Annotated in this window: 21 protein-coding genes; 16 read left to right on the plus strand and 5 right to left on the minus strand. The window is 34.4% G+C overall.

Features of this window, described 5'->3' with window-relative positions:
* Positions 1–70: 70 nt before the first annotated feature.
* Genes PKC96_01510 through PKC96_01530 form a run of 5 tightly spaced genes read left to right on the plus strand, consistent with a single transcriptional unit; the run spans position 71 to position 5,218 of the window.
* Positions 71–298 (plus strand): hypothetical protein, encoded by a 228-nt coding sequence (locus PKC96_01510; protein HMM00003.1) that lies wholly within the window; start codon positions 71–73, stop codon positions 296–298.
* A gap of 11 nt (positions 299–309) precedes the next feature.
* Positions 310–2,259: a hypothetical protein gene (locus tag PKC96_01515; protein HMM00004.1), complete on the plus strand. Its 1,950-nt coding sequence runs from the start codon at positions 310–312 to the stop codon at positions 2,257–2,259.
* The gene (locus tag PKC96_01520; protein ID HMM00005.1) at positions 2,250–3,164 is read left to right on the plus strand and encodes a hypothetical protein; all 915 of its coding nucleotides are present in this window, start codon (positions 2,250–2,252) and stop codon (positions 3,162–3,164) included. The genes PKC96_01515 and PKC96_01520 overlap by 10 nt, the downstream gene beginning before the upstream one ends.
* Positions 3,157–3,906 (plus strand): DUF6339 family protein, encoded by a 750-nt coding sequence (locus PKC96_01525; GenBank protein ID HMM00006.1) that lies wholly within the window; start codon positions 3,157–3,159, stop codon positions 3,904–3,906. Before PKC96_01520 ends, PKC96_01525 begins: the two co-directional genes overlap by 8 nt.
* Position 3,907: 1 nt before the next feature.
* On the plus strand, positions 3,908–5,218 hold the full coding sequence (locus tag PKC96_01530; protein HMM00007.1) for a Dam family site-specific DNA-(adenine-N6)-methyltransferase: 1,311 nt from the start codon (positions 3,908–3,910) through the stop codon (positions 5,216–5,218).
* A gap of 127 nt (positions 5,219–5,345) precedes the next feature.
* Here the strand turns inward: PKC96_01530 and PKC96_01535 are convergent, their stop codons facing one another.
* Genes PKC96_01535 through PKC96_01545 form a run of 3 tightly spaced genes read right to left on the minus strand, consistent with a single transcriptional unit; the run spans position 5,346 to position 6,562 of the window.
* Positions 5,346–5,996, minus strand: a complete 651-nt coding sequence (locus tag PKC96_01535) for a hypothetical protein (protein ID HMM00008.1) — start codon at positions 5,994–5,996, stop codon at positions 5,346–5,348.
* Positions 5,980–6,264, minus strand: a complete 285-nt coding sequence (locus PKC96_01540) for a recombinase family protein (GenBank protein HMM00009.1) — start codon at positions 6,262–6,264, stop codon at positions 5,980–5,982. The genes PKC96_01535 and PKC96_01540 overlap by 17 nt, the downstream gene beginning before the upstream one ends.
* Positions 6,254–6,562, minus strand: coding sequence for a recombinase family protein (locus tag PKC96_01545; GenBank protein HMM00010.1), 309 nt, complete (start codon positions 6,560–6,562; stop codon positions 6,254–6,256). The genes PKC96_01540 and PKC96_01545 overlap by 11 nt, the downstream gene beginning before the upstream one ends.
* 406 nt (positions 6,563–6,968) lie before the next feature.
* On the opposite strand from PKC96_01545, the gene PKC96_01550 reads away from it, so the two are divergent.
* The 7 genes from PKC96_01550 (at position 6,969) to PKC96_01580 (ending at position 15,558) form a co-directional block, all read left to right on the plus strand.
* Entirely contained in the window at positions 6,969–7,787 is an 819-nt protein-coding gene (locus PKC96_01550) for a DUF4373 domain-containing protein (GenBank protein HMM00011.1), read from the plus strand.
* A gap of 107 nt (positions 7,788–7,894) precedes the next feature.
* On the plus strand, positions 7,895–8,368 hold the full coding sequence (locus PKC96_01555; GenBank protein HMM00012.1) for a hypothetical protein: 474 nt from the start codon (positions 7,895–7,897) through the stop codon (positions 8,366–8,368).
* A gap of 387 nt (positions 8,369–8,755) precedes the next feature.
* Positions 8,756–8,944, plus strand: a complete 189-nt coding sequence (locus tag PKC96_01560; GenBank protein HMM00013.1) for a helix-turn-helix transcriptional regulator — start codon at positions 8,756–8,758, stop codon at positions 8,942–8,944.
* Between the two features lie 3 nt (positions 8,945–8,947).
* Positions 8,948–12,022 carry a type I restriction endonuclease gene (locus PKC96_01565; protein HMM00014.1) on the plus strand — a complete coding sequence of 1,025 codons (3,075 nt, stop codon included), beginning with the start codon at positions 8,948–8,950 and terminating at the stop codon, positions 12,020–12,022.
* Between the two features lie 15 nt (positions 12,023–12,037).
* On the plus strand, positions 12,038–13,717 hold the full coding sequence (locus PKC96_01570; protein HMM00015.1) for a class I SAM-dependent DNA methyltransferase: 1,680 nt from the start codon (positions 12,038–12,040) through the stop codon (positions 13,715–13,717).
* Positions 13,707–14,312, plus strand: a complete 606-nt coding sequence (locus PKC96_01575) for a restriction endonuclease subunit S (protein HMM00016.1) — start codon at positions 13,707–13,709, stop codon at positions 14,310–14,312. Before PKC96_01570 ends, PKC96_01575 begins: the two co-directional genes overlap by 11 nt.
* Positions 14,302–15,558, plus strand: coding sequence for a restriction endonuclease subunit S (locus PKC96_01580; GenBank protein ID HMM00017.1), 1,257 nt, complete (start codon positions 14,302–14,304; stop codon positions 15,556–15,558). Before PKC96_01575 ends, PKC96_01580 begins: the two co-directional genes overlap by 11 nt.
* On the opposite strand, the gene PKC96_01585 is transcribed toward PKC96_01580, so the two are convergent.
* Both PKC96_01585 and PKC96_01590 read right to left on the minus strand, forming a co-directional pair.
* Positions 15,550–16,167 (minus strand): hypothetical protein, encoded by a 618-nt coding sequence (locus PKC96_01585; protein ID HMM00018.1) that lies wholly within the window; start codon positions 16,165–16,167, stop codon positions 15,550–15,552. The two genes, PKC96_01580 and PKC96_01585, sit on opposite strands and share 9 nt — an antisense overlap.
* Positions 16,168–16,185: 18 nt before the next feature.
* A complete protein-coding gene (locus tag PKC96_01590) occupies positions 16,186–16,752 on the minus strand; it encodes a recombinase family protein (GenBank protein ID HMM00019.1) in 567 nt (188 codons plus the stop codon).
* 1,835 nt (positions 16,753–18,587) lie between these two features.
* On the opposite strand from PKC96_01590, the gene PKC96_01595 reads away from it, so the two are divergent.
* From PKC96_01595 to PKC96_01610, 4 genes are read left to right on the plus strand one after another with little or no spacing between them, the layout of a single operon-like run.
* Positions 18,588–18,773 (plus strand): hypothetical protein, encoded by a 186-nt coding sequence (locus tag PKC96_01595; GenBank protein HMM00020.1) that lies wholly within the window; start codon positions 18,588–18,590, stop codon positions 18,771–18,773.
* A 27-nt stretch (positions 18,774–18,800) separates the two neighbouring features.
* Complete coding sequence (locus PKC96_01600; protein HMM00021.1) at positions 18,801–20,291, plus strand: hypothetical protein; 1,491 nt, start codon at positions 18,801–18,803, stop codon at positions 20,289–20,291.
* A complete protein-coding gene (locus tag PKC96_01605; protein HMM00022.1) occupies positions 20,288–21,847 on the plus strand; it encodes a hypothetical protein in 1,560 nt (519 codons plus the stop codon). The genes PKC96_01600 and PKC96_01605 overlap by 4 nt, the downstream gene beginning before the upstream one ends.
* On the plus strand, positions 21,840–22,862 hold the full coding sequence (locus tag PKC96_01610; GenBank protein ID HMM00023.1) for a hypothetical protein: 1,023 nt from the start codon (positions 21,840–21,842) through the stop codon (positions 22,860–22,862). Before PKC96_01605 ends, PKC96_01610 begins: the two co-directional genes overlap by 8 nt.
* Positions 22,863–22,866 lie beyond the last annotated feature (4 nt).

Consider the following 22,866-nt stretch of genomic DNA (forward strand, 5'->3'; position numbering starts at 1 on the left):
TATTACTCAACTATTGTGTATGCGTCTTTTTTGTTGTATGATATTTTGAGTTGAAAGGAGGAGTGTCTATATGGAAAACAAAAAGGAAAACTTTAAAAGAATATCCGAAAACAGAGTATCTAAGATTCTCACGCTCCTGTCGCAACTTACAAATTTGAGTAATTCATCGTTCTACGAATACACTGATGAAGAAATAGAAAAAATCTTTGATGCGATAGAAACAGAAACAAAGAATACTAAAAACGCTTTACTTAAAGCAAATGGGAAAAAGAGAACCAGTAAAAGGTTCGAATTATAGGAGGAAAATTTATGCAAGAAAATCAATGGAGATTTCCGGCCAGCGGGCATGGTGAAAGAAAAGGAATTAGTAGTGGAGACACTGAGGCTTTCAAAAAATCACCTTTCCAAGCATTTGCACGAGAAGTGCTTCAAAATTCCATCGATGCAAGAGCTACAGATGAAGAACCAACAAAAGTTGAGTTTTCTATTTTTGAAATGAACACTTCTGACATTCCTGGTTGTCCTGATTTAAAAAACGCAATAAGGAGATGCAAAGAATTCTGGGCTCACAAACCAGATTACGTTAAAGAATGTGATGATATGCTTGAGGTATTTAACAAAGGGACGATTAGGTGCCTAAGAGTAAGCGATTATAATACAACTGGCTTGATTGGAGTAGATTCGAAAGATCAAGCAAATAATAAGTTCCTTGCTTTAACAAAAGGAACTGGAGTATCTGAGAAAACAGGCAGCATGGCTGGAGGATCTAAGGGCGTTGGCAAGAATGCAGTTTTTCTAATGTCTGCTTTGCGAACGGTATTCTATTCAACAATTGCAAATCAAGATATTAATGGATGTGCGGGACAATATAGTGGTTCGATTGGTGTTGCTGAATTGGTTTCTGGCTATATAGATGACGTCATAATTGAGGATCGAGATTATACTCAGGGAACTGGTTATTTCGCTAGAGACAATGTCAATTCTGCTATGACTGATTTGTTAAAACTGGGTACACACCAAGAAGAAAGAAATGGCAAGCCAGGAACCGATATCTATATTCTTGGTTTTATTCCTGGAGACGGATGGGAAAAAGAGGTCATTAATAGCATCTTAGATTCCTTTATGTCCACTATAGTAAGAGGTGAGCTAATTGTTAGGTTTAATGGCCTTGAAATATCAAAAGAAACGGTTGGAAGCATTGTATACGATGATTCGATAATATTTAAAAATCAAAAAGCAAATATTGTTTCTCAATACCGTCTCTTAACTGACGGGGATAACGTTAAACTATTTGATATAGATACAGATTATGGCTCATGTCAGTTAATGATTCTTCCTTATAAGAAAGAGGAAGATGAATTAGCAACTCATAAATGCGCAATGATCAGACATCCTTTAATGAAAATTAAAGATGAGCCTTTAGGATCTAGCTTTAGAGTTTCTGCTATGTGCATTATAGGTGAAGGAACGCTAGGAAAAGCCCTAAGAGATATTGAAAACCCTCAACACGTTGACTGGGAACCAAAACGAATAAAGGACAAATCTGTTCGTAAAGAGATTGAAAATGTAATTAAAGAGATTAAAGAGCAGATTAAGCAAAGAGTAATTGAATGTCTTCAATTAGGAGATGATAATCCATTAGACCCAAATGGTGCAGGTGATTTTCTTCCTGACGTTGAAGTCGGTGACTCAAAAGCAGACTCTAACGGAAATCAGTTACCAGCTGAAGCGGTCTCTGTATCAAAGCCAAAAGATAACCTGACATTTGAAAAGAATACTAGAGATAAAAGCGACGACGGAACAGGACTAGAGCCCGATATCGGTGAAGTCGATGACAGCAAAGAAGGCAATGTCCAGCATCCTGTTGGTGAGAACGATGAACAAGGCGGTGGAAGGCACCCAGGGAGTGAAGAAAGCGGTGAAAAAGAAGGCGACAACGTCATTTTCAAACGCTCAAAACTAGCAGGCGTTAGATATCGCGTTATTTCTTTGAATAAAACTGAGGGTAAAATCAGAATTCTCTTTATGGCTCCAATTGATTACGAAAACTGTTATCTCAGCATCTCAATACTGGATGATGTGAATAATTCGACTCCTATCGCTATTAATTCGTTAATATGCAATGGTGCAAACATACAATGCGATGATTCGAAAGAATTCGGTCCATTCGCTATTAAAACGAACCAAAAAATACAACTCGATGCTACTGTTGAAGCAACTGGTTATTTTGGAAGCGAGGTTAAAGTAATATGCAAGTAAAAAGTAAAATTTTCCCATATCCGATAATTAATCACAATAAAGCTTTTTCTTCTTTTAAAGAATCTGACTTTGTTATCGTGTTTGAACCTCTTGAAACGGATACTTCTTATATTTTAAAGGGGTGCAGATTCGAAACAGAGAGTGCGTTGATTAACAGATTATTCGAAGAAAAAAAGATAGACATTACGTTGATAATTGAATGTTCGGATACTGTTTACAGAGAGTCATTTTGTTTAGGCAAAACAGGTCAAGACATTGTTTTAATGAAAGTTAACTTCACAGAAAAAGTCGATATTTCCATGTTTGCTTATGCAAAAGAGAATTTTATTATGGATTCTGATGAATTTGCTGAAGATTATAATGGCATTTCATTTGAAATTGATAAATATGATATTGTTGCCGCTAATGATGGCTTCAATTTACGTTTTAAGCATGAAGAAGCGGAAGATAATCTAGTACAATCAATATTCTCAGTCATTCCAAACCAAGATCTTGAAGATGGTGCTTATGTAGTTGAATGTAATATGGGTAAGAAAATAACAATTTCTCTTTCAATTAACGACCACAAGAACTATAAGATTATTTATACTGTTCCTGCATATAAAGAGGTCTTCTTTAATATGATTTTAGTTCCTTCTCTCATCGAAGGATTGTCATTATGCAAGAACGTATTAGAAGATGAATCAAAAGATCTAGAGGATGTCGGAAATCAATATATTTGGTTTAGGTCAATTCAATCTGCTTATAAGAAATTATTTGGAAATGATTTATCTGTACAAGATTTAAAGGGTTATTCGCCTGTAACACTTGCGCAGCTCCTTTTAGGCAAACCATTAGGACAAGCACTTGGGAAACTGGTGGTGGAAACAAACAAATTAGAAGATGGAGGAAATGAGAATGAATAGAATTCACATTAAAATAATGAGTGAAGATGCTTTGGCTTATCTCAAAACAAATGCTGAGTATGTTGCTCAAAAAATCAAGGAATCAGAAAGCAATGAATGGATAATTAACACATTTCCTCAGCCGATATTCGTCGAAAAGAAATCTTTGATAAATGATTTTGAATTAGTCTCAAATCCAGATTCCAAAAACAGGGAAATTGATTTTGATAACTCTAGAACACTTTTTGAAAACCTAAATGAATTACCTAGATATATTCTTTGTGATGAAAGATTCTGGCTTTGGCTTCATTTTGACAAGTTTTACTCTATTGTTAGAAATATGATGCAAATAAATGGTAAATCCACAGTTGAAAACATGTGGATGCATACGCAAGGAACAAGAAGAGGCTTAATGTTTGGCGTTTTGTCTAGATGCTTCTTTAGGGTTTTTTTGTCTGTCGATGATTCACTTGAAGATAAATACGAGCTCACTAAATGGGTGATTGAGAATCCTGAGAGATACAGAAACTTGACATGGAGATCGTTTTCCTCTGAAACTCATTTAGTAAGAGGAATTTTAAAGGGTGAGAAAAAAGCCATAGATGAAAATCCAAGCAAAGAAAGAACTGCAATTTATCCTGAAATAGGAAAATATGTATCAGTCATTGGAAGCGTTCGTCTTCTTGATGCGATATCTGAAGAAGATATTTCAGCAATGATTTACGGAAAAGTAAAAGAGCTAATTGGGAAAGGTGCTGAATAGAATGAAGCCTTTTGTGAAATGGGCTGGTGGAAAAAGGCAAATCCTAACCAAAATTAATGAATTTATCGATGATTCTGCCGATGGAGATGATTCCTATACATATATTGAACCATTCTTGGGTGGTGGAGCTGTTTTCTTTAGCAAAAGACCAAGGCGAGCAATTATCAACGATTTGAACGAAGATCTTATTAATGCCTACAGAGTTATTAAATCAGATGACTATTTAGAACTGATTAGGCTTTTGCGCATTCACAGCGTGAATTATAAAGAAGGCCCCGATGATTATTATTATGAAGTTAGAGGTTGGGACAGAGAAGAAGGATGGCCTACAAATCACAATAATGTAGAAAGAGCTTCTCGAATGATCTTTTTAAATAGAACGTGTTATAACGGCTTATATAGAGTGAACGGGAAAGGTCAGTTCAATACTCCAATCGGAAGATACAAAAACCCGACAATCTGCGATGAACCTAATATTGTTGAGATACACAATTATTTATCATCAAGAGAGAATGACATAAGGATTATGTGTTCTTCATATGAAGAAGTAGTCAAATTAGCTAAAGATGGAGATATTATCTATTTGGACCCACCTTATGATTATGAGGATGATGATGGCTTTACGAAATACCAGTTGGCCGGTTTTGAGTTTGAAGATTTTGTTAAGCTTAAAGGTGAATGCGATAAAGCCTTAAATAAAGGTGCTTTTGTTGTTATAAGTAATAATGCAACACAGAAAGTTCTTCATTTATTTGAAGAGGATCCAAAATATAAGATTTTTTATGATGTTAGCGAATTTCCAACGCTTCGCTCTATTAACTGCAATGGAGCCGAGAGAAAAACCGGAAGAGAAGCTATTTTTTGGGGTATGGACAATAACGTGCCATTTCCACAAGCGAATAATATGGAAAAAATTATTAGATTGGTCCTATATGGTCCAGAAATCTTGGAGAATAAAGAGAAAGCAATGGAGATCATTGAAGTCAGCAGTACTAGACAAGTTGCTTACTATTTTTCCGCACTTCAATTTTTTAGGTATCTAACCCACGATAAAAAATTCTCTGAAAAAGCTCTCTCTCTTTACAAAGATAGAGGTTTACTTATTGATGACATTTACTCTCAATTATTGTTGGATAAAATGTTTGAAAGTTTTTATGAGCGTTTCAAAAACGAAAAAGCAGTAGACATATCGATAATCAAACAAGTCATAAAACAGAATAATAAAAAGCTCTCAGAATCAACAATTAATAGAAGATCATCAACAATTAAAGCATGGGTTGAATGGATGAAATCGATTGATTCAAAAAGATAGAGGAGATTTTTGTAACGTTTTCTATGAGAAATAATATATGTTACTTTTGTTTCACTAATACATAACATAGTTAAAGAAAGAGCAAGGAGCGTCAATTCTTGCTCTTTTAGGTTACTTGAAACTTTTACTAAATTAGGATGATTTTATAATTCAATTTATAGGTTTTGGTGTTGAGTTTTCTTTCGTAGAAACTACTATGTATTTTAAGCTTCTTGATGAGCTCTTTTCTTTTGGCTTTTATCTCCGGTGTTGATAACTCTTTCTTATTAGGAACCAGATAAATGATGTGCGCGTTATCGATAGCTAGAATCTTATTGATAAAGGAAAGGAGCAACGCGCCAGTTAATTCAAGGTTGCCATTTTCATATTCCTTATGTTTTTCTTTTACTAGTTCTAATCGTGACTTACTGGTGACCTCGCTAATATCTAGGTCGGCGTATTTATCTAGTTCTCGGTTAATCTTGCCTAGGTCGTCCACTTGAGACTGGTATTTCTCATCATAGAGCTTTGTTTCGTCTACTGATTTTGAGTTCAATTTCATATCAAGAAGTGACGACATCTTTGAAACAAGAATAGCTTTCTGCTCTTTCAATGATGCAATCTTGATATCGACATTATTGGTTTTGACAACCTTTCCTACGATATCGGTTAATTCCTCTATGATGTCTTTTCTATTATCAAATATCTCTTTGATTACTTGCTTGAAACATTCGGTTAAAGCGGTGAGATCGATTGAACCAGTATCACAAGATGGTGAATCATTAATATGCTCGCGCATTGAAGGACCACTCTTTGAGAGGAATAACCATAGTTCCAATATCTTCGTTATAAGAAGCACCACAGGGCATGCACATGAGGGGTCCAGTAAATGGATACTTATTTAAGTATTTAGCAAATGTTCCGGTATTTCCTAATTGATTATGGAATCTTGTTTTTCTTATTTCCTTTGCTTTATCCCATAGTTCTTCGCTAACGACAGCTTCATGATTATGCTTGATTAAAAATTGTTGCCTTTCGCCTCTATTTATTGCACGCTTATGGGTCATCAGTGGTGACTCCTTCGGTTTCAAACTTCACATAGATTCCTAGCATTTTCAGTTCTCTAATGGATTGAACAGTGGTGATGGTGCTTCTAGCAAATCTCGATACCGATTTAGTGATAAGAAAATCAAACTTATGTTCTCGAGCATCTCTCATCATTTCATTAAAACCCTCTCGCTTTTTGGTATCAGTTCCGGATATTCCATCATCAGCGTATATCCTTACAAATTCCCAATCAGAATTAGATTTGATTTTTTCTGTATATTCACTAACTTGAACCTGATAATAGTTCTTTTGGTCCAGATCATCAGTGGAAACTCTGCAATATGCAGCTACTCGTTTTTTGCGTTCAATAAAAATGCCAGTTTCACTTTGGATTCATTCTTTCTTAGCTTCGATGATTTCAACGTTTGACATCGCTGTTTTTCTCCTTATAACCCCTACCATATACGTTGCTCTTATGTGCGCATATATCAACGTTATCAGAGGATATAGGTGCTTTATTATCTGAGTATTTCTCTTTGATTAATTTGATGACTTCAATGTGTTCATCTAGTCTTAAAATACCAGACTGATAAATCTCATCTAGAACCAACTTTGAATAATGATATTTAATTGTCTCGATTATGAATAAAACCTCCCGTGTTAGAGAGGCTTTTGTAAATCTTCATGGAATATAGAAAAGAGGCGAACAAGATGAGGTAAATTTATGGCAGGAAGACCTAAAAGAGGATTAGATTACCACGTGAGTTCAGTTAATAGATTACATGATAGTAACTACGCAATTTTAAGAAGCAAATACAAAAGCAATATCGCTATTGGAGCGTATGAATCCCTTTTGGATGATATCCTCGCTAACGGGTATTATTTGAAATTTCTAAGTTTAAAGAATCTCTGTTATATCGTGATAAGTTATTCCATGTGTGACAGTATCGAAACGGCAGAAGCAATAATCAATGATTTAGTGGAACTTGGTCTATTTGATAAGGATTCATTTGATAACGGATATCTCACTAGCACACCCATACAAGAGCAGTTTCTATTCGCCACGAAATCTAGAAAAAAACATGATCTTATCGAATGCTGTTTACTAACTGAAGAAAGAATCAAGTTCATTCTTGATGGCGCTAAGCAAAAAGCCATTTTGAGTGGTGATAATTCCATTTTGGGTGGGCAAGATGAAGATTATCTAAACCAACGTACACAAAGTAAAAGAAATAGTAACAGTGGTAGTCAAAGAAAAAGAAATAAAAAGGATAAATTAGATATAACGGATTTGTCCTTTAATCCAAATTATTATTTGATATGGTTCATAAATGAAGGAATCGTATTCTGCGATGATATTTTCATTAATGAACTCAATGATTATCTAGAATCTGTTCAAAGTGAAGATAGTGAAGGAATACTTAAAGACATTATTAAGTACGCTATCTACAGAATCAGAAGCTCGAAATGGATGGACGAGGATGGCTATTCAATTGAAGATAAGATGAGTAACATATCAGAAGGACTATTGATGATGGAATAAGTCATATTAGGCATCTAAATGAACTAAACGCTCATGGTGGTGTATTTGGTGTTTTTTTCACCGATAAGTAATTATTTACAATATTCGTGCTAAGAAAAGAGATAATAATGGCTAGAAACAGAAAAAGTGACACAATTGATCTTTGGAAGAAAAGTGGTTCTTTAGAATCGAAGCTTTCTCTTGTCTCTTCCTTGGTTTCTCATCGTTCATCTCAAATCGTAATTAGTGAACAACTGGGTATTAGTCCAAAGACTTCTACAATGCTTAAAAATAGACACCTCGAGATTCGAAAAGCGATAGAAGAAGGCGAAGAGACATTAAAGAATGATCTCATTGATGTCGTCTATAAAAGAGCGGTGGGGGTTGCAACAACTGATGAAGTGATACCTTTTGAAGCTGTTAATGATAAACAAAAGAAAAGAATTGTTAAAACCAAGAAGGCATATCCACCGGATGTTGATGCTTGTAAATATCTCTTAACCATTAAATTTGGAAAAGAGTTTTCATCAAAGAGATATGAATTAGAAATATTAGAGAAAAAAATTTTCTTAACGATAAAGAATCTTGGGATTCGGATTTAAGAAAGAGGAGAGACAAAGAATAAGAGTAGGAGAATTCGTAAATTATTATGATGATATGTTCATTCTCTTTGATACCAAGAAAGAAGATTTTGTTTATGATGGCGATGGCTTGAGCTATCGAAACGATACTTAAGTTCAAGAATTATTTAACGATTACAAAATTGAAAAGATTGAGTTAAGCGGTATGAACCTAACGTTATACGCAAAGAAATAATACAGTTATACTCCCCTCGCCTTCGGATTTTTGCCAATTTCCATAGTACCGTTCGCCCCACCTCTAAAATGTGTGGGACAAGATTTCTAAGTCCTGGAAAACAGTTTCAATAAATGTCCTAATTTTGGGGAGTGAAAAGTTGGCATAACTTTGTTATAATCAATATTAAAGATATGAATTACCCGAAGTTGATAAAGCATATTCGTGAGACTCTTTTACTTTCACAAACAGAACTGGCTGAGGTTCTTGGTGTTTCTTTCGCAACGATTAATCGTTGGGAAAATGGGCATCATTTGCCAATCATGAGAGACAGACGGAAGATTAGAGAATTATGTTTAAAGAGCGGAATCAAAGAGGAATAGATTATGGCAAATGAACTGAAAATTGCTTTTAATGAAGATACACGAGTGAAATTCCCTGCAACGATTCACCTTCTAAGGCTTGGCTATAAGTATGTTTCTTATACCACTGCTATTTCTAATGGTAATATCGACAAAAGCACCAAGATATACTTGCCATCATTTAAAAAGGCTTTATCAAAGATAAATGGGAAAGAACTGTCCGATGAAGATGTTACTTTGTTAGTTAATAAAATCAATTCTGTGATTAGTAACAATGATTTAGGAAAAGAATTCTATCAGTGGTTAATTAACCCAATTGATAAAGTAACTTTAATAGATTTCAAGAACCCAGAGAACAACATCTTTGAGGTTTTCAATGAATTTCGTTTTGAAAAGAATCCTGATGAACCTTCTGGCCATTTTCGCCCTGACGTAGACATTTTCATCAATGGAATCCCTTTAGCATTTTTGGAAGTTAAGAAGCCAGATAACGAAGGCGGAATCCAGGCAGAATTCAACAGAATGGTCAATGAGCGTTACAAAGTTGAGGAGTATAAGAAATATTTCAACCTATTACAGCTCACTTGTTTTTCCAACAACATGGAATATGAAACGAATGATGATAAAGAATTAGAGCCCAAAGCTGGATCGTTCTATTCAACTCCTAACGGAAGCCAGACAACCTTTAATTTCTTTAGAGAAGAAAAAGCGGCAATTTGCACTTTGGATGAAGATGATGATGAAGAAATAAAGAAACTACTATTAGATAATGGATATTCACCAGTGGTCATGAGTACCCCTGAATATGAGTCAAATATCGCGATTAATACTCCTTGCAATAGATTCATTACATCCATCTTTTCTAAACAAAGAATTCTGTTCTTCCTTCAATATGGAATCATGTATGTGGATAAGGACATAAGAGAAAAGCATATAATGCGTTATCCTCAGTTCTTTGCTTCGCAAGCAATATTAGAGAAGATACGTAAAGGTGATAAGTCAGGTATTATTTGGCATACTCAGGGTAGCGGAAAAACTGAACTATCCATGTATTGCAACCGAATACTTAAGGATTATTTTGCTAGCAAAAAGATTAACGCTAGATTCTTTTATGTTGTCGATAGACTCGAGCTTCTTAATCAAACGAAAATCGAGTGTACTTCTCGAGGATTAGAAGTTGCAACAGTAGATGATAAGGAAGCTTTTGTAACAGAACTTCAAAGAAATATAGATATGTTGAACAACCCACAAGCCATTGGCTTATGCACTGTTGTTAACATTCAAAAATTTTCGGATAGTCTCCCAGAAATCACAAATGATTATGATGCCAATGTTCAAAGAATCTTCTTTGTCGATGAGGCACATCGTAGCTATGCAAAAGGTACTGGTGAGTTCTTCAAGAACCTTATGCTTGTTGATAGAGATGCCATCTTCATTGCAATGACTGGAACCCCATTGCTTTCAAAAAAAGAAAGAAGCAATCTTAGATTTGGGGATTATATACATAAATATTTCTACGATAAGTCCATTCTAGATGGTTACACTCTTCAAATTAAGAAAGAGGAAATGGCCACAGTAGCAAGAGCGGACATTAAAAAGAACCTTCAGTTTGAGGGCAAGACCGCTAATGAAAAACAGAAGATTTTGGAATCTGACGAATATATCACTGCGCTTGGCGACTATATTGATAAGGATTTCATCAACTTTAGATACATTAATGATAACGATAAAACTATCGCCGGAATGATTGTTTGTTCTTCAAATGAGCAAGCTCGCAAGATGCAGACTTGGTCTGAAAAGAACTCGAAGTTAATCACTAGAGTGGTTATTCATAACAACCCAAGCGATGTGAATAAAGAGATACAAGAAGACTTTAAAGATGCTAAGAACGGAATCGACTTATTGATAGTCCATCTTATGCTTACAACCGGTTACGATGTTAAGCGATTGAAAAAGATGTACTTATTAAGAGTCCCGCGAGAGCATTCTCTTCTTCAAACGATTTCAAGAGTCAACAGACCATATAGGAATCCTGATGGAAAGGTCTACAAATATGGATATATCTCTGACTTCGTCGACATTGATGAAGAATACGATAGAACTGTAGCGGCTTATCTCAAAGAGATAGAAGATGAGATTAAAGACCCAGATAATCCAGATCAAGAAACTGGCAGTAAACTGGTTTTTGATGTTAATGCCATTCAAAAGAAATATGAAGATGCTTTGTTGAAATTAGAAGATATCTATGACCATGACAATGTTGAGGACTTCAGATTGTTCCTTGACCGAATTGATGATAAGGGGCCTTTGTTTAAGATTAGGAAGATTCTTCAAACTATTTTGGATTGTAAAACCGAATTCATGCTTTCACGAGATGACGAGAAAGCAAATCAAATTGATAAAACGCATTTCAAGAAACTGCTTAAGGTAGTTCAAAGCAGGATTGATTTCATTAATCTGTCTGGCGACCCTGTTAATTCGTTAGCGGTTTTGTCAGAAAAAGACGTAGTGGAGCTTATCTTTGAATTCATTAACATTAAAACAAGAATTCTCAATATGGAGAAAACTCCTGAGATCGAAGGGTGGATGCATCGCCTATCCGAAGGTACTAGAACATTGCAGGGTGAAGTTTCTGCAATTCAAAACAAAGACGATGAACGTGTAATCAAACTTAATGAACTTATACGCAGTGCCTTTGACAAGATGAAAGTTGTTAATGGTGACAACTTTGAAGAACTCGACAAAGAAATCAAAGAAGCAATCTTGGAAGCGAAACGAATCAACGAAGAGAACCGCGAACTTGCTAAGACATTCAATGGCCACTTTGCTTATGTAAAAACATACCAAGACTATAAGAAGGACCATCCTGAAATTGACGAAGATTTGTTTATTGAATTACTAAAAGTAATTGATGAAGCAGTGATAAAGATAAATGCCATCAATAATCTTGTTTTAACCGGCAGACACAATTTTATGGCAAATGTTAAAAAAGAAACTAGTGCCGCTCTTCTCAAAAAGGGATTATATAAGGAGTTAAACTTGAAAGACATCTTTGATGACGTTCTTGCAAGAGTCTATGTTAATTTACAACTATATTAGGAAGAAGGAATATATATGGCAGATTACGCACAACTAGAGGGAAAAATTGAATCAATAATCGATGATTTAAAAGGGATTTGTAACCAGTCCGGGTTAGGAAACGCTGGTGGGGAAGAACGTGTTATTACGACTGCTTTCTTATACAAATTCCTCAATGATAAGTTTATGCATTGTCTTAGGAAATTCTCAAAAGACATCGGATTACCGATTAAAGATATTTTCGCAAATAAAAATGATGAGCTTGATGCGTTCTATGATTCTTATAGTGGATACGTTGCTTTTAACAACGAAGACACAATCGAATATTTAATCAATCTTTCTAGCAACGATAAGTTCTATGAACTTTTTGATAATGCACTAGAAAGAATATCCAACAACCCAAGAAACTCGAACTTTAACATCGAAACCAGCGATGGAACAAGAAAGCCTTTATTTGAAGGTATAAGCAAGGAAGTGGAACAGTCCGCAAAGAATAACTTTGTAAGAAGTGTCTTTAGTGCCATTTCAAAACAAGCATTAGATTTTTCTGGCGTGTTTGATGAGAACTTTGATTTCTATTCCAAAATATTTGAATACTTAATCAAAGATTACAATGTTGCTAGTGGTAAGTATGCTGAGTATTTCACACCTCAGGCAGTTTCCAAGATCATCGCTAAGATACTTGTCGGAATGTCTGATAAAGTTACTGCTAGCGAGATATATGACCCATCAGCAGGATCTGGTTCTTTGATCCTTCATTTAGCTAATGAATTAGGCAAAGATGGTGATTATGGCAGAGCCATTGTTTATACGCAAGACATCTCTCAAAAATCATCTAGATTCCTAAGAATTAATCTTCTTCTTAATGGATTAACCGAATCACTTAATCATGCTATTCAAGGTGACACTCTTTTGAAGCCAGCACATTTTAAGGTTGATAGCGAAGACACATCTGGTTTAAAGCAATTTGATTATGTTGTTGCTAATCCACCTTTTAAGCTAGACTTCTCATCGACTAGAGACAGCATTGATTCAACATGGTCAAACATTACGAACGAAGATGGACTTAAGAGATTCTTTGCAGGTGTTCCAAAGATTCCAAATAAGAAAAAAGAATCAATGCCTATCTATCTGCTTTTCATTCAACACATTATTTATTCTATGAAGCCAAATGGCAAAGCTGCAGTAGTGGTCCCTACCGGTTTTATTACTGCTCAAAGTGGTATTGAATACGCGATAAGGAAGTATGTGACTGATAAAAAGATGCTTAAAGGCGTTATTTCGATGCCATCTAATATTTTCGCCAATACTGGAACAAATGTTTCTGTTCTCTTCTTTGACAAAACAAATACTAGTGATGAAGTAATTCTAATCGACGCTTCTAAACTTGGGACAAAAGTTAAGGAAGGAAAGAATCAAAGAACCGTTCTTAGCGAAGAAGAAAACAATAAAATTATTGATACTTTCATCAAGAAAGAGGCTATTGAAGACTTCTCAATTCTTGTGAAGAATGAAGCAATTCAAGAAAAGAATTATTCTTGGTCAGCCGGTCAATATTTTGAAGTGAAAATCGAATATGTTGATATCACACAAGAAGAATATGAAAAGATGATTGATGACTTCAATAAAGACTTTGAAGAATACGCTAACGAAACAACTAAGTTTCAAAAAGAGATAAAAGAAGTTTTGGAAGGGCTAAAAATCCATGATAAATAGAGTAAAGCTCGGAGAAGTTCTTGATATAAAACGAGGTGCTAGTTTATGTGGCGATTTTTACTCTACTCAAGGGGAGTATATCCGTTTAACTCTTGGAAATTTTAATTATCCAAATGGGGGTTTTAAAGAGAATACAGCAAAAGATGACATCTATTTCTTAGGGAAAGTTAGAAAGGAATTCATTCTAAACAAAGGCGATATTATCACGCCTTTAACCGAACAAGCAGCAGGTTTACTTGGAGAAACAGCACTTATTCCGGAATCTAATAAGTATATACAAAGCGGAGATGTTGGTCTTGTTTTGCCAAAAAGAGGCAAATTGGATTCATCATTTTGTTATTATCTTCTTTCTTCCCAATCAATCAAAAAGCAGCTAGGAGCAGCAGCTCAACAAACTAAGATTAGACATACATCGCCAGACAAAATAAAAGACTGCATAGCTTTCATTCCGGAAATCGTTCAGCAAGAAAAGATCGGAAAGATACTTCTTAGCATTGATAAACAGATACAAAGAAACAACGAAATGGTTCAAAAGTTACCATTAATAAACCATGCCGCTTTCTTCTCAAAAGGAGGGACGACATATGTTTGTTAAACTTGGTGATATTGCTGAAGTCTTACTCAGTAATGTGGATAAAAAAAGTAAAACAAATGAACAAAAAATAAAGCTTTGTAATTTTGTTGATGTTTATAAGAACTACGCAATAACAAAGAAAATGATTCCTTTGTTTTTAGAAGCCACTGCATCTCCACAAGCAATCAGAAGATTTACCGTCAAGAAGGGGTATCTTGCAATAACAAAAGATAGTGAAACAAGAGATGATATCGGTGTTGGCACTTATTTCGCTGATGATTTTGATAATGTAATTCTTGGTTATCATTGTGCCTTAATTAAACCCGATACAAAAAAGGTATATAGCAAATATTTGAATGCTTTTATCCAATCTTATTTCACAAGAAAATACTATGAACAGTCTGCTTCCGGAAGTGGTCAAAGATACACACTCACATTGGAAATAATCCAAAACACTCCGATACTTTTACCCGATTATGAAAAGCAAATAATTATTGGAGACTTATTGTCAGGACTCGATTTTCAGATTGAGAAAAACAATGAAATGGTTACAAAGTTACAAGATTTGGCACGCTTAATTTATGAGAGGTTTTTCTATCATTTTACTTTCCCAAATTTCTCATCAACTGATTTCTCTTTTGACCCAACTCTAAAACGGACCATACCAAAAGATTGGAAAGCTGTAAAAGTAAAAGACTGCATCGATCATATTGTCACTGGTCTGAACCCAAGAGATAATTTCATTTTAAACGATGGCGAAATTAAGTATATAACAGTCAAAAATATTACCACTGAAGGGCAATTAGATTTTTCCGATTGTGACACAATAAATGAGAGCACGAGACAATTGATTAGGAAGCGTTCAAAACTTTCTAGAGGAGACATTCTTTTTGCTAGCATCGCTCCATTAGGAAGATGCTATCTTGTTGAAGATACACCATATAGTTGGGAAATAAACGAATCTGTTTTTTCTATTAAGCCCAATTCTTTGAACGTATCCTCCGAATATTTGTACTTGTTTTTCATGAGTCGTTATTTCATCAAAAAAGCAGAGCACGGTTCTATAGGAAGTGTTTTCAATGGCATAAGGATTTCATTTTTGGAAGAAATGGACATTCTTATTCCGCCAAAAGAGATAATGACTTCCTTTACTAAGGCTGTGTCACCCTTGCTTCGCCTAAAGTATCTAGTTTCTCAGAATAATTGCGAGCTAAGTAAGCTAAAAAACAAGCTTATGCCATTATTAATAAACCAACAACTATTGTAATTGCCCATTGATAAGCAATGGCAAAAGTTTTTCTTTCTCTTGAATTAATCGATAAGTCTGTTCTTCGATTGTTGTAATAAAACGATATAACTTTTCGGTTTTTTGATGAAAATTAGCTAGTTTGTCTTTGGGTGGAAGATGTATTGATAACGAAGTCAAATCTTCATTGTTAATTGCTTCTTGTGTGGCACCATGTGCCAATTTGTCTTTTGTGATTTCAAAGTAAGGCAAGGATACGTAATTGAGAACATATTCAAACGAGATTGTGTCACATTTAATACCACAAAACCCGGTTGAAAAAACAAATTCATTTGTAAGATAATTAGCTGAATCAGACAGGAAAATGTGTTTTACACTATTTTTCATTTTTGCAAACCAAACGCTATTCTTTATTGGTTGCATATTAGCTCGACTTTCTCTATTCTCATAATCAATGATGGATGGATTCATGTTCACAGAGGCATTATCCACGTCAGCCGTAGCTAAATATTTTTTCGTTCCTGCGAATCTTTCTAGGCCCGGTTTTATCAATCGAATGTATGGGAATTTCAATAGAGAAATTTGCTCTTTTTCGTTCGCAAAAAGCTGACAGAAAATGGTGTGACCCAAATCTTGTAACTTATGGTTCTATTTGATGGCTTTTCTAGCTCTGACAATCGACGATTTGCTTATTCCAGTTAATTCGACAACTTCTTTATATGTATGAGTAATCAATAGATCGATAGCAGTGGTTAATTCTTCGTGAGAATACTTAGGTGGTCTTCCTTCTCGATAATTAGGGCTTAGTCTTGCTAATTCTTTTCCTGTTTGAGTTCTTTCAATAATTGTATTTCTTTCTAGTTCAGCTACAGCGAGCATTGTTGTTAAAAAGAATCTCCCCATCGGTGTATCTTCTAAAAGCCCAATGTTAAGAATGTGAATTGCAATCTTTTTATGGAACAAGTTTTCTACTACTTTTATTCCTTCAACCGTGTTTCGAGCGAATCTATCCAGTTTTGAAACAACAAGAATATCGTTTGGCTCAAGCTTCTTGATTAATCGTTTAAAAAGAGGCCTATTCAGTTTAGTACCTGTATATTGTTCTTTTACGATTATGGCATCTGGGTATTTTTGTGTTATTTCTATTCTTTGAGTTTCCAGACCATATCCATCTAATTGTTTTTTGGTGCTTACTCTTGTGTATCCGTATATCATGGCAATCCTCCGTGCTTATCGCAGTAATAACATTATCTAATGTAAAGAGCACCAAAAGCCATTTTCATCATAGCCAAAAGATTAACAAGCGTTTCTTACTGACTACATTTTCTGTACAAATGATTTCAATCATAGAGGTCGTTATCGCACGTCTAGATGGTATTCTTTTTGTCCCACCGAGAGCCTGATGATTACGTTAAGTTCAAAGTAAAAGATAAAAACACTTCTTTAGCAAAAGCAGATAGCAAAGCTTCCTATCTAGGTATCAAAAGCTATATTCTAAAGAAACATGGCGTTCAGGTATCTTCCTCGAATATTATTCAATGCAAAGAATAATACGGAACCAAGGAAAGACAATGCGATAGCTTCCCTAAGAACGAAGATTCCAAGCAGCTGAGTCTCGCAAAAAAAAGAAGAATACATTTTGGAAGCATTCAGACATTTCAAGATGTTCTAAGGGCAAGACGATGAGCTTGCCTTTTTTAAAAGAAGTTGAAAAAACATTGCAACAAAAATATGACGTTTGTACAAAAAATGTTATAATGAAATAAATAATTTTAAGGGGTGTTAGTCTATGGACTGGCCTAAGAAAGTAAAAGAGATAAGAGGGACTCTATTGTTAACACAAACAGAGTTCGCCGATAAACTCGTTGCGTCTTTTGCTACGATAAATAGATGGGGAAATGGAAAAAATACACCTACGATGTTACAAAGAAGACAATTAAAGAAAATATGCGATAGAAATCAGATTGAATGGAGAGAAGGATAAGATGACCAACTGCTTTAGCTTTTTTGGATATAGGTACCATATGGGTTTCACAATTAAGTTTAACGATTATCAGTATTAGTGGAACCCAGATTCTATTATCCAAAGAAAACATCAAAGGGAGTCTGATTGCTGCAATAAAGCCGAAAAAATCTATGTAGGTGTCTTAGAACATCGGGTTAACTCTTAGGAATTTAGAAAATTGTTTAAGGAAGAAAATTATAAACGCGTTGTTTCTGAATATAATGAATCGCACACGAAAATTTGTACGATTCGCGTGCGAAGTTAGTTAAACATCAAACCTATTCAGGTCATTCTAGGAATGTGGTAATTATTCAAAAAAAACAATGCAAACACACTGAACATATTCCAAATGGGAAATTGAAATAAATGAATTTAGACGGAAGTTAAAACATAAATACAAGCGAATTACAAAAGCAAACAAACAAAAATGTTCGGGAGAAGACAAACCTTATTTAGGATATCGCTAATTATTTAGTCAAAAACTAAAAAACCACGCGAATATGAAAAAGGCATCATTCCGATGAAAGTTATCAATCGCTTTGATAATAACCTCGACACACAAAGAAAGCAGTTGTGGAAGAAACTGCAAAACTTAAACGGCGTGGAATCACCTACTCGGTGAGAGAGGCTACTTGCAGAGACTTGATGCTTAAGTTCACGATGGCCCATGGTTTTATTGCTTAATTAGTCAGGATTGATGACGAGAAATTGTTTGAAGAATACTTCTTCGTTTCAAGTCTTACGCACATTTTGCCTAAAAAGAAGATCGATATAATCAACTAAACTTGAAAGATTACTCTAGAATACGCACAACTCAAAAAACCTTCCATAGTGCTATTTCTCTTGAGAGCGGTGAAGGCCAGATAACCAACGGAAAGAAAAAAGATTCTTCAGTTAAAATAAAGAAGACCAATTTAATGTATCGGCTAGTACCATTCAGAAAGTTCTTAAAGAGTTGAAGGAAGAGGAAAGGATACAGATCATTCCTATCTATATCGGCATTGTAAAGTAGGGGATATCCAGATAAACCTATTACGGTGGTCTTATGACCATTGAAGAAAAGGGATTTATCTTGGAAAACCTAAAAGCCGTTGATAATCCTTATAATCTCAGCGACTTCGATTGGCATGACTCCCGTTATGTTCCGGATGTATCAACCAAATACTATTATGACTTACTTCAATGTGAAAGAAGCTTGATGAAGCAGAAAAGAAAAGATTATATTGATTAGCTAAACAAAGAAAGTAGGTAAAACGTTATGCCTAGTATACCTAAAGTATTTCATACGCTTGAACACCGGGAGATGACGATTCAAGAATATGAGCACTATATTAGTGAGCATCCACAATGGTGCAACATTAAAGCTATAATCTGCGTTGAATGTGGTGATGAAATAATTTATTGTAACGGGTTGCATAATACCTCTTTTTTCAAGCATATTCCTACTCATGAAGGACATAGTTATTGTTCCTTTTATCATGAAGGGCAAGAATCGAAAACATGCGAAGCTTTATTTAGAAAGAAATTATTCAGAGACAAGGACATATCTTTAAACTTTGAAATTAGATATTTTGGCGACATATGGACTAGTTTGATAACAATCCCACCGTTGAAAAAAGAAGAGATAAAAAGCAATCAGCAAAACGACTCTTTGTTATCTGTTTCGACTTCTTACCGGGGATCACTTTCATTACCAATCGACGAGGGCCATTTTAGTTCGGGTGAAATTAAACGAATTAGTCTAGAAGGGTTTCCTAATTCTGCGCGCATTTCTATTACCGGGAATGGAAACTCCCACAATATCTCATATGATTTTGAGTGCTTTCGTCCGGATTTTCAGATATATTCAAATCTGATTCTCCAAGAATATTTTTCCGAAACAACTGGTGATCATAGTCTAAAAAACATCAAATCGTTCGCGTGCAAAAGAGTGAGCGGAAAAGTATACCTCGGGAAACATTATTTAGTATTCGCTTATGAAAACTGTTTCAATTTATCCGAAAGCGAAGCTACGGTTAGAAGAATCATTTTCAACAAGCAATTGAATGCTGATTATCAAGTATATTACGCATTTGATATTGTTTTTCATAGGCTAACAAATAGCACAGAAAAATTTTGCTCATCAAGGAATTGTACATTAGTAGAAAAGAACAATGCAGTGATTATTTGGCCCCCAGTCAATTCGGTTGGCAATTATAAATATTACAAAAAAGATAAAACAAATATGTTTATGGCTTTTGAGAATAATTCTCGAGTAATCGATTTATATTCGCATTCAACTGACATGCTTTGGTTTAAAATCAATAACGATAACGTTGATTCGTTTTATGTGACGCAGCAGACAAAGAAGCCTGAGCAAAAGTCTGCATCTAGTATTGTCTATTTAGAAAGCAATAATGCTACAGATGATAGTGGAAAAAATTATTTATTTGAAAATGGAGTATTGAAAAAAAGAGTCGATAGTATTGCCTCTTTAAAGCCAAAACAGGAAGTCATTGTTATTCAAGATAGATTGAACAGAATGGTTTATTCTGCACCGCAAAGGCAAACGCCTGTATTAGATCAAAACGAGTTATTAAATATCACTAGATATTCAAGGCCATATTCACAACTGACAGATAATGAATATCTCATCTTATATAAAAAATACAAAGAGAACCAATTAATTGTTGAATATCTGGGAATGTGTCTTCGACAAAAAAAAATCAAAAAGCTTGCTAAACGGTGGCTTATGGAGGAGGGATTATGAAAACGAGTTTATTAGATTTAACAGAGGAAGAATTAAAGACATTCTTAACTTATGGAATTCCTAAAAATTTCCTGAGGAGTCTTTATGTTAAAATTTCTAAACTTGCAGAAAAACTTAAAGGGTTTCGCTCCCAGAAAGCCCCTCATGAAATGCTTGTTAACACATCGTGCCATTTAATAAAGCGCGACAAGGACGCCATTCTTCTTAAGGAACTTGCAAGGTTTTACGATAATTACTTAGCTAATATGAATCTTAAAAAGCAGTCACTGATAGAAGATGGATACAGTGAATCCATGGCTTCTTCTATTGTAGTGAATGAATCATTGAATGAGGACTTTAGACCATTGTTTTATCGTCTTGAAAATATTGATGAAAAGGCCCAAAAAGAAATATCAGAAAATATTAATCTTCTCTCTTTAATAAAAAAGGAAAATACAAATAACAGCAAAGAGATTACGGAATACATAGATAAAAAGAACGAAAAAATAAATGACGACATGCAAGCTATTAATCGCAGACTTGGCGAAATTTCTGAAAAACTCGCCGAGATAAAAGGTCAAGTAAATAAAAACTTAGAATGGCAAGATAAAAATGCCAAGCTCATACAGGCAAACGCAGATAATTTAGTGGATAAAGAATATGTCGATTCAAAGATATATGAGCAAAAGAAATGTTTAAAAAAGGAAATTGAAATGAAGCTTGAAAATGTAGACAAGCCTCAATCAATCTCTGAATTAAAAGACAAAATTTTAAGACTAGAAAGCCAGATGAATCTTTCAAAAACAGCTCGCTCAAAAGATGGATTTAAGATCTCAAAAGTCACTCACGATGATTATGATGTGATGGATGATGACGAGTATATCGATGAAGATATTGGGGACGTTATTGAGAAAATCGCCACAGGAGACAAACTTAATATCTTTAGAGAATATTTAAAAGAAGCCATTTATTCAAATAAACCCGTTCTTGTAGCTTCTAAAAATTCCGATTCAATTGCTTCTGTAATCTCATCAATTGTGAGTGGTGGAAATTACTGTGCTGTAACAGCAGGTGAATATTGTGACATTGATGTTCTAATAGCTAAGATAAATACGATAAAAGTTAGCGGAATAACCCCGGTATTCTTAATAAAAAACGTTATTGGCGTTGTCGACTCTTATCATTCATGGCTAACTAGCATTAGAACGGAAGAACCAGACTGCAAATTTATCTTTGAAATAGAATATGAAAACGAGTTGAAGTTTCTGCCTGAAGAGACCATAGATGATTTTATTTTTTATTCCGGAAAAATGAATTCATCCTATATTGAATATCGCTATGTTCATCCTATTAAAGAAAGACAAAGAATTAATAACAACGAATTTGCAAATAACCTTGAGTTATTAGAAATAAATATCGAGGATAAAACCCTAGCAAATGTCAAATTCTACGGGCTATTAGCTTATTCTCTAATTCCATTTAAGGCAATTCACGATGGAATAAGCAAAGAAGACTTGGTTAATAAAATAATTGATCCAAAACTTAGAAGCGCATGTGAGGTGTGCCTCGATGATTAATAATTCTTCTTTAAAAGATTTATTCGGAACGATTTCGAAAGACCTGCTGATTGACCCTTTTACGGGTGAATCAGAAGATAATTTTCATAAGAGACTAGTCTATTCAGCAATTGCAAAATGGATAATACAGCTTTTTGCAGATCGTGATTTTGAAGAAGACTGTACAATTCGAGTGTCTAAATCCCATGTTACAATTTCCGCAAAAAATGTTTTGGAGGCATACATAAAAATTGAACCGCAACTAAAAGATTATTTTTCAAATGAAGATGAATTTGTTGGAAAAGTTGAGTCTATATATCTAAATTTAGGTTACATTAAATCAGGTTTTTATTCGTTTAAATATCCAACAACAAAACAAACAGTAGTGATTGGAGAAAAAACATTGATTATTAATTTAGATACTAGCGTTAAAAGGATGATTGGCTTAGGAATTTGGAGAAAGCCGAAAGAAACAGATTTATCTTTAAATGAGTTTTTGATGATTCAATATGATTCAATTACATATTTCGAAGGAATGCTAAAGAATCTGAAGTTCGATTATTTTAATGAAAACAGCAAAATTGAAATCTACAATATTGAAAAGAACAGATGGGATTTCTTCAATGATAAACAAGCATATAAATATCCTTATTCAATCTTGAAAATCGATAATGGTTTAGATTACCAAATTTTAAAGATTGTAGATCATAAACCGTATGTCTCTTCACTGCCAGCAATATATTCAAAAACTGAGAAAGACGATAATTTTATAAGAGAAATTTGGAGAATAATATTGGGCCTTTGTGGCTATTGTGAGAACTCTGCCTTGTGCACGATAGAAAAATATTGTGATGATGCGATAAAGATTTCGTTAGGTGGGTACGTTTTGCCTTTTAATGAGTTTGCGCTTTTTAAAACAATGTGTTGGCCATTAAATGATTGCAATGAAATCAATGAGTTTGTTACTTATGAATATATGAGAAAGCCAATTAAAGCGCTATTAAATCATTTGTCGATAGGAATAATGGAGGACTAAGCGG

It is taken from the genome of Bacilli bacterium, assembly GCA_035326105.1.
GTDB lineage: Bacteria > Bacillota_I > Bacilli_A > RFN20 > CAG-826 > UBA7706.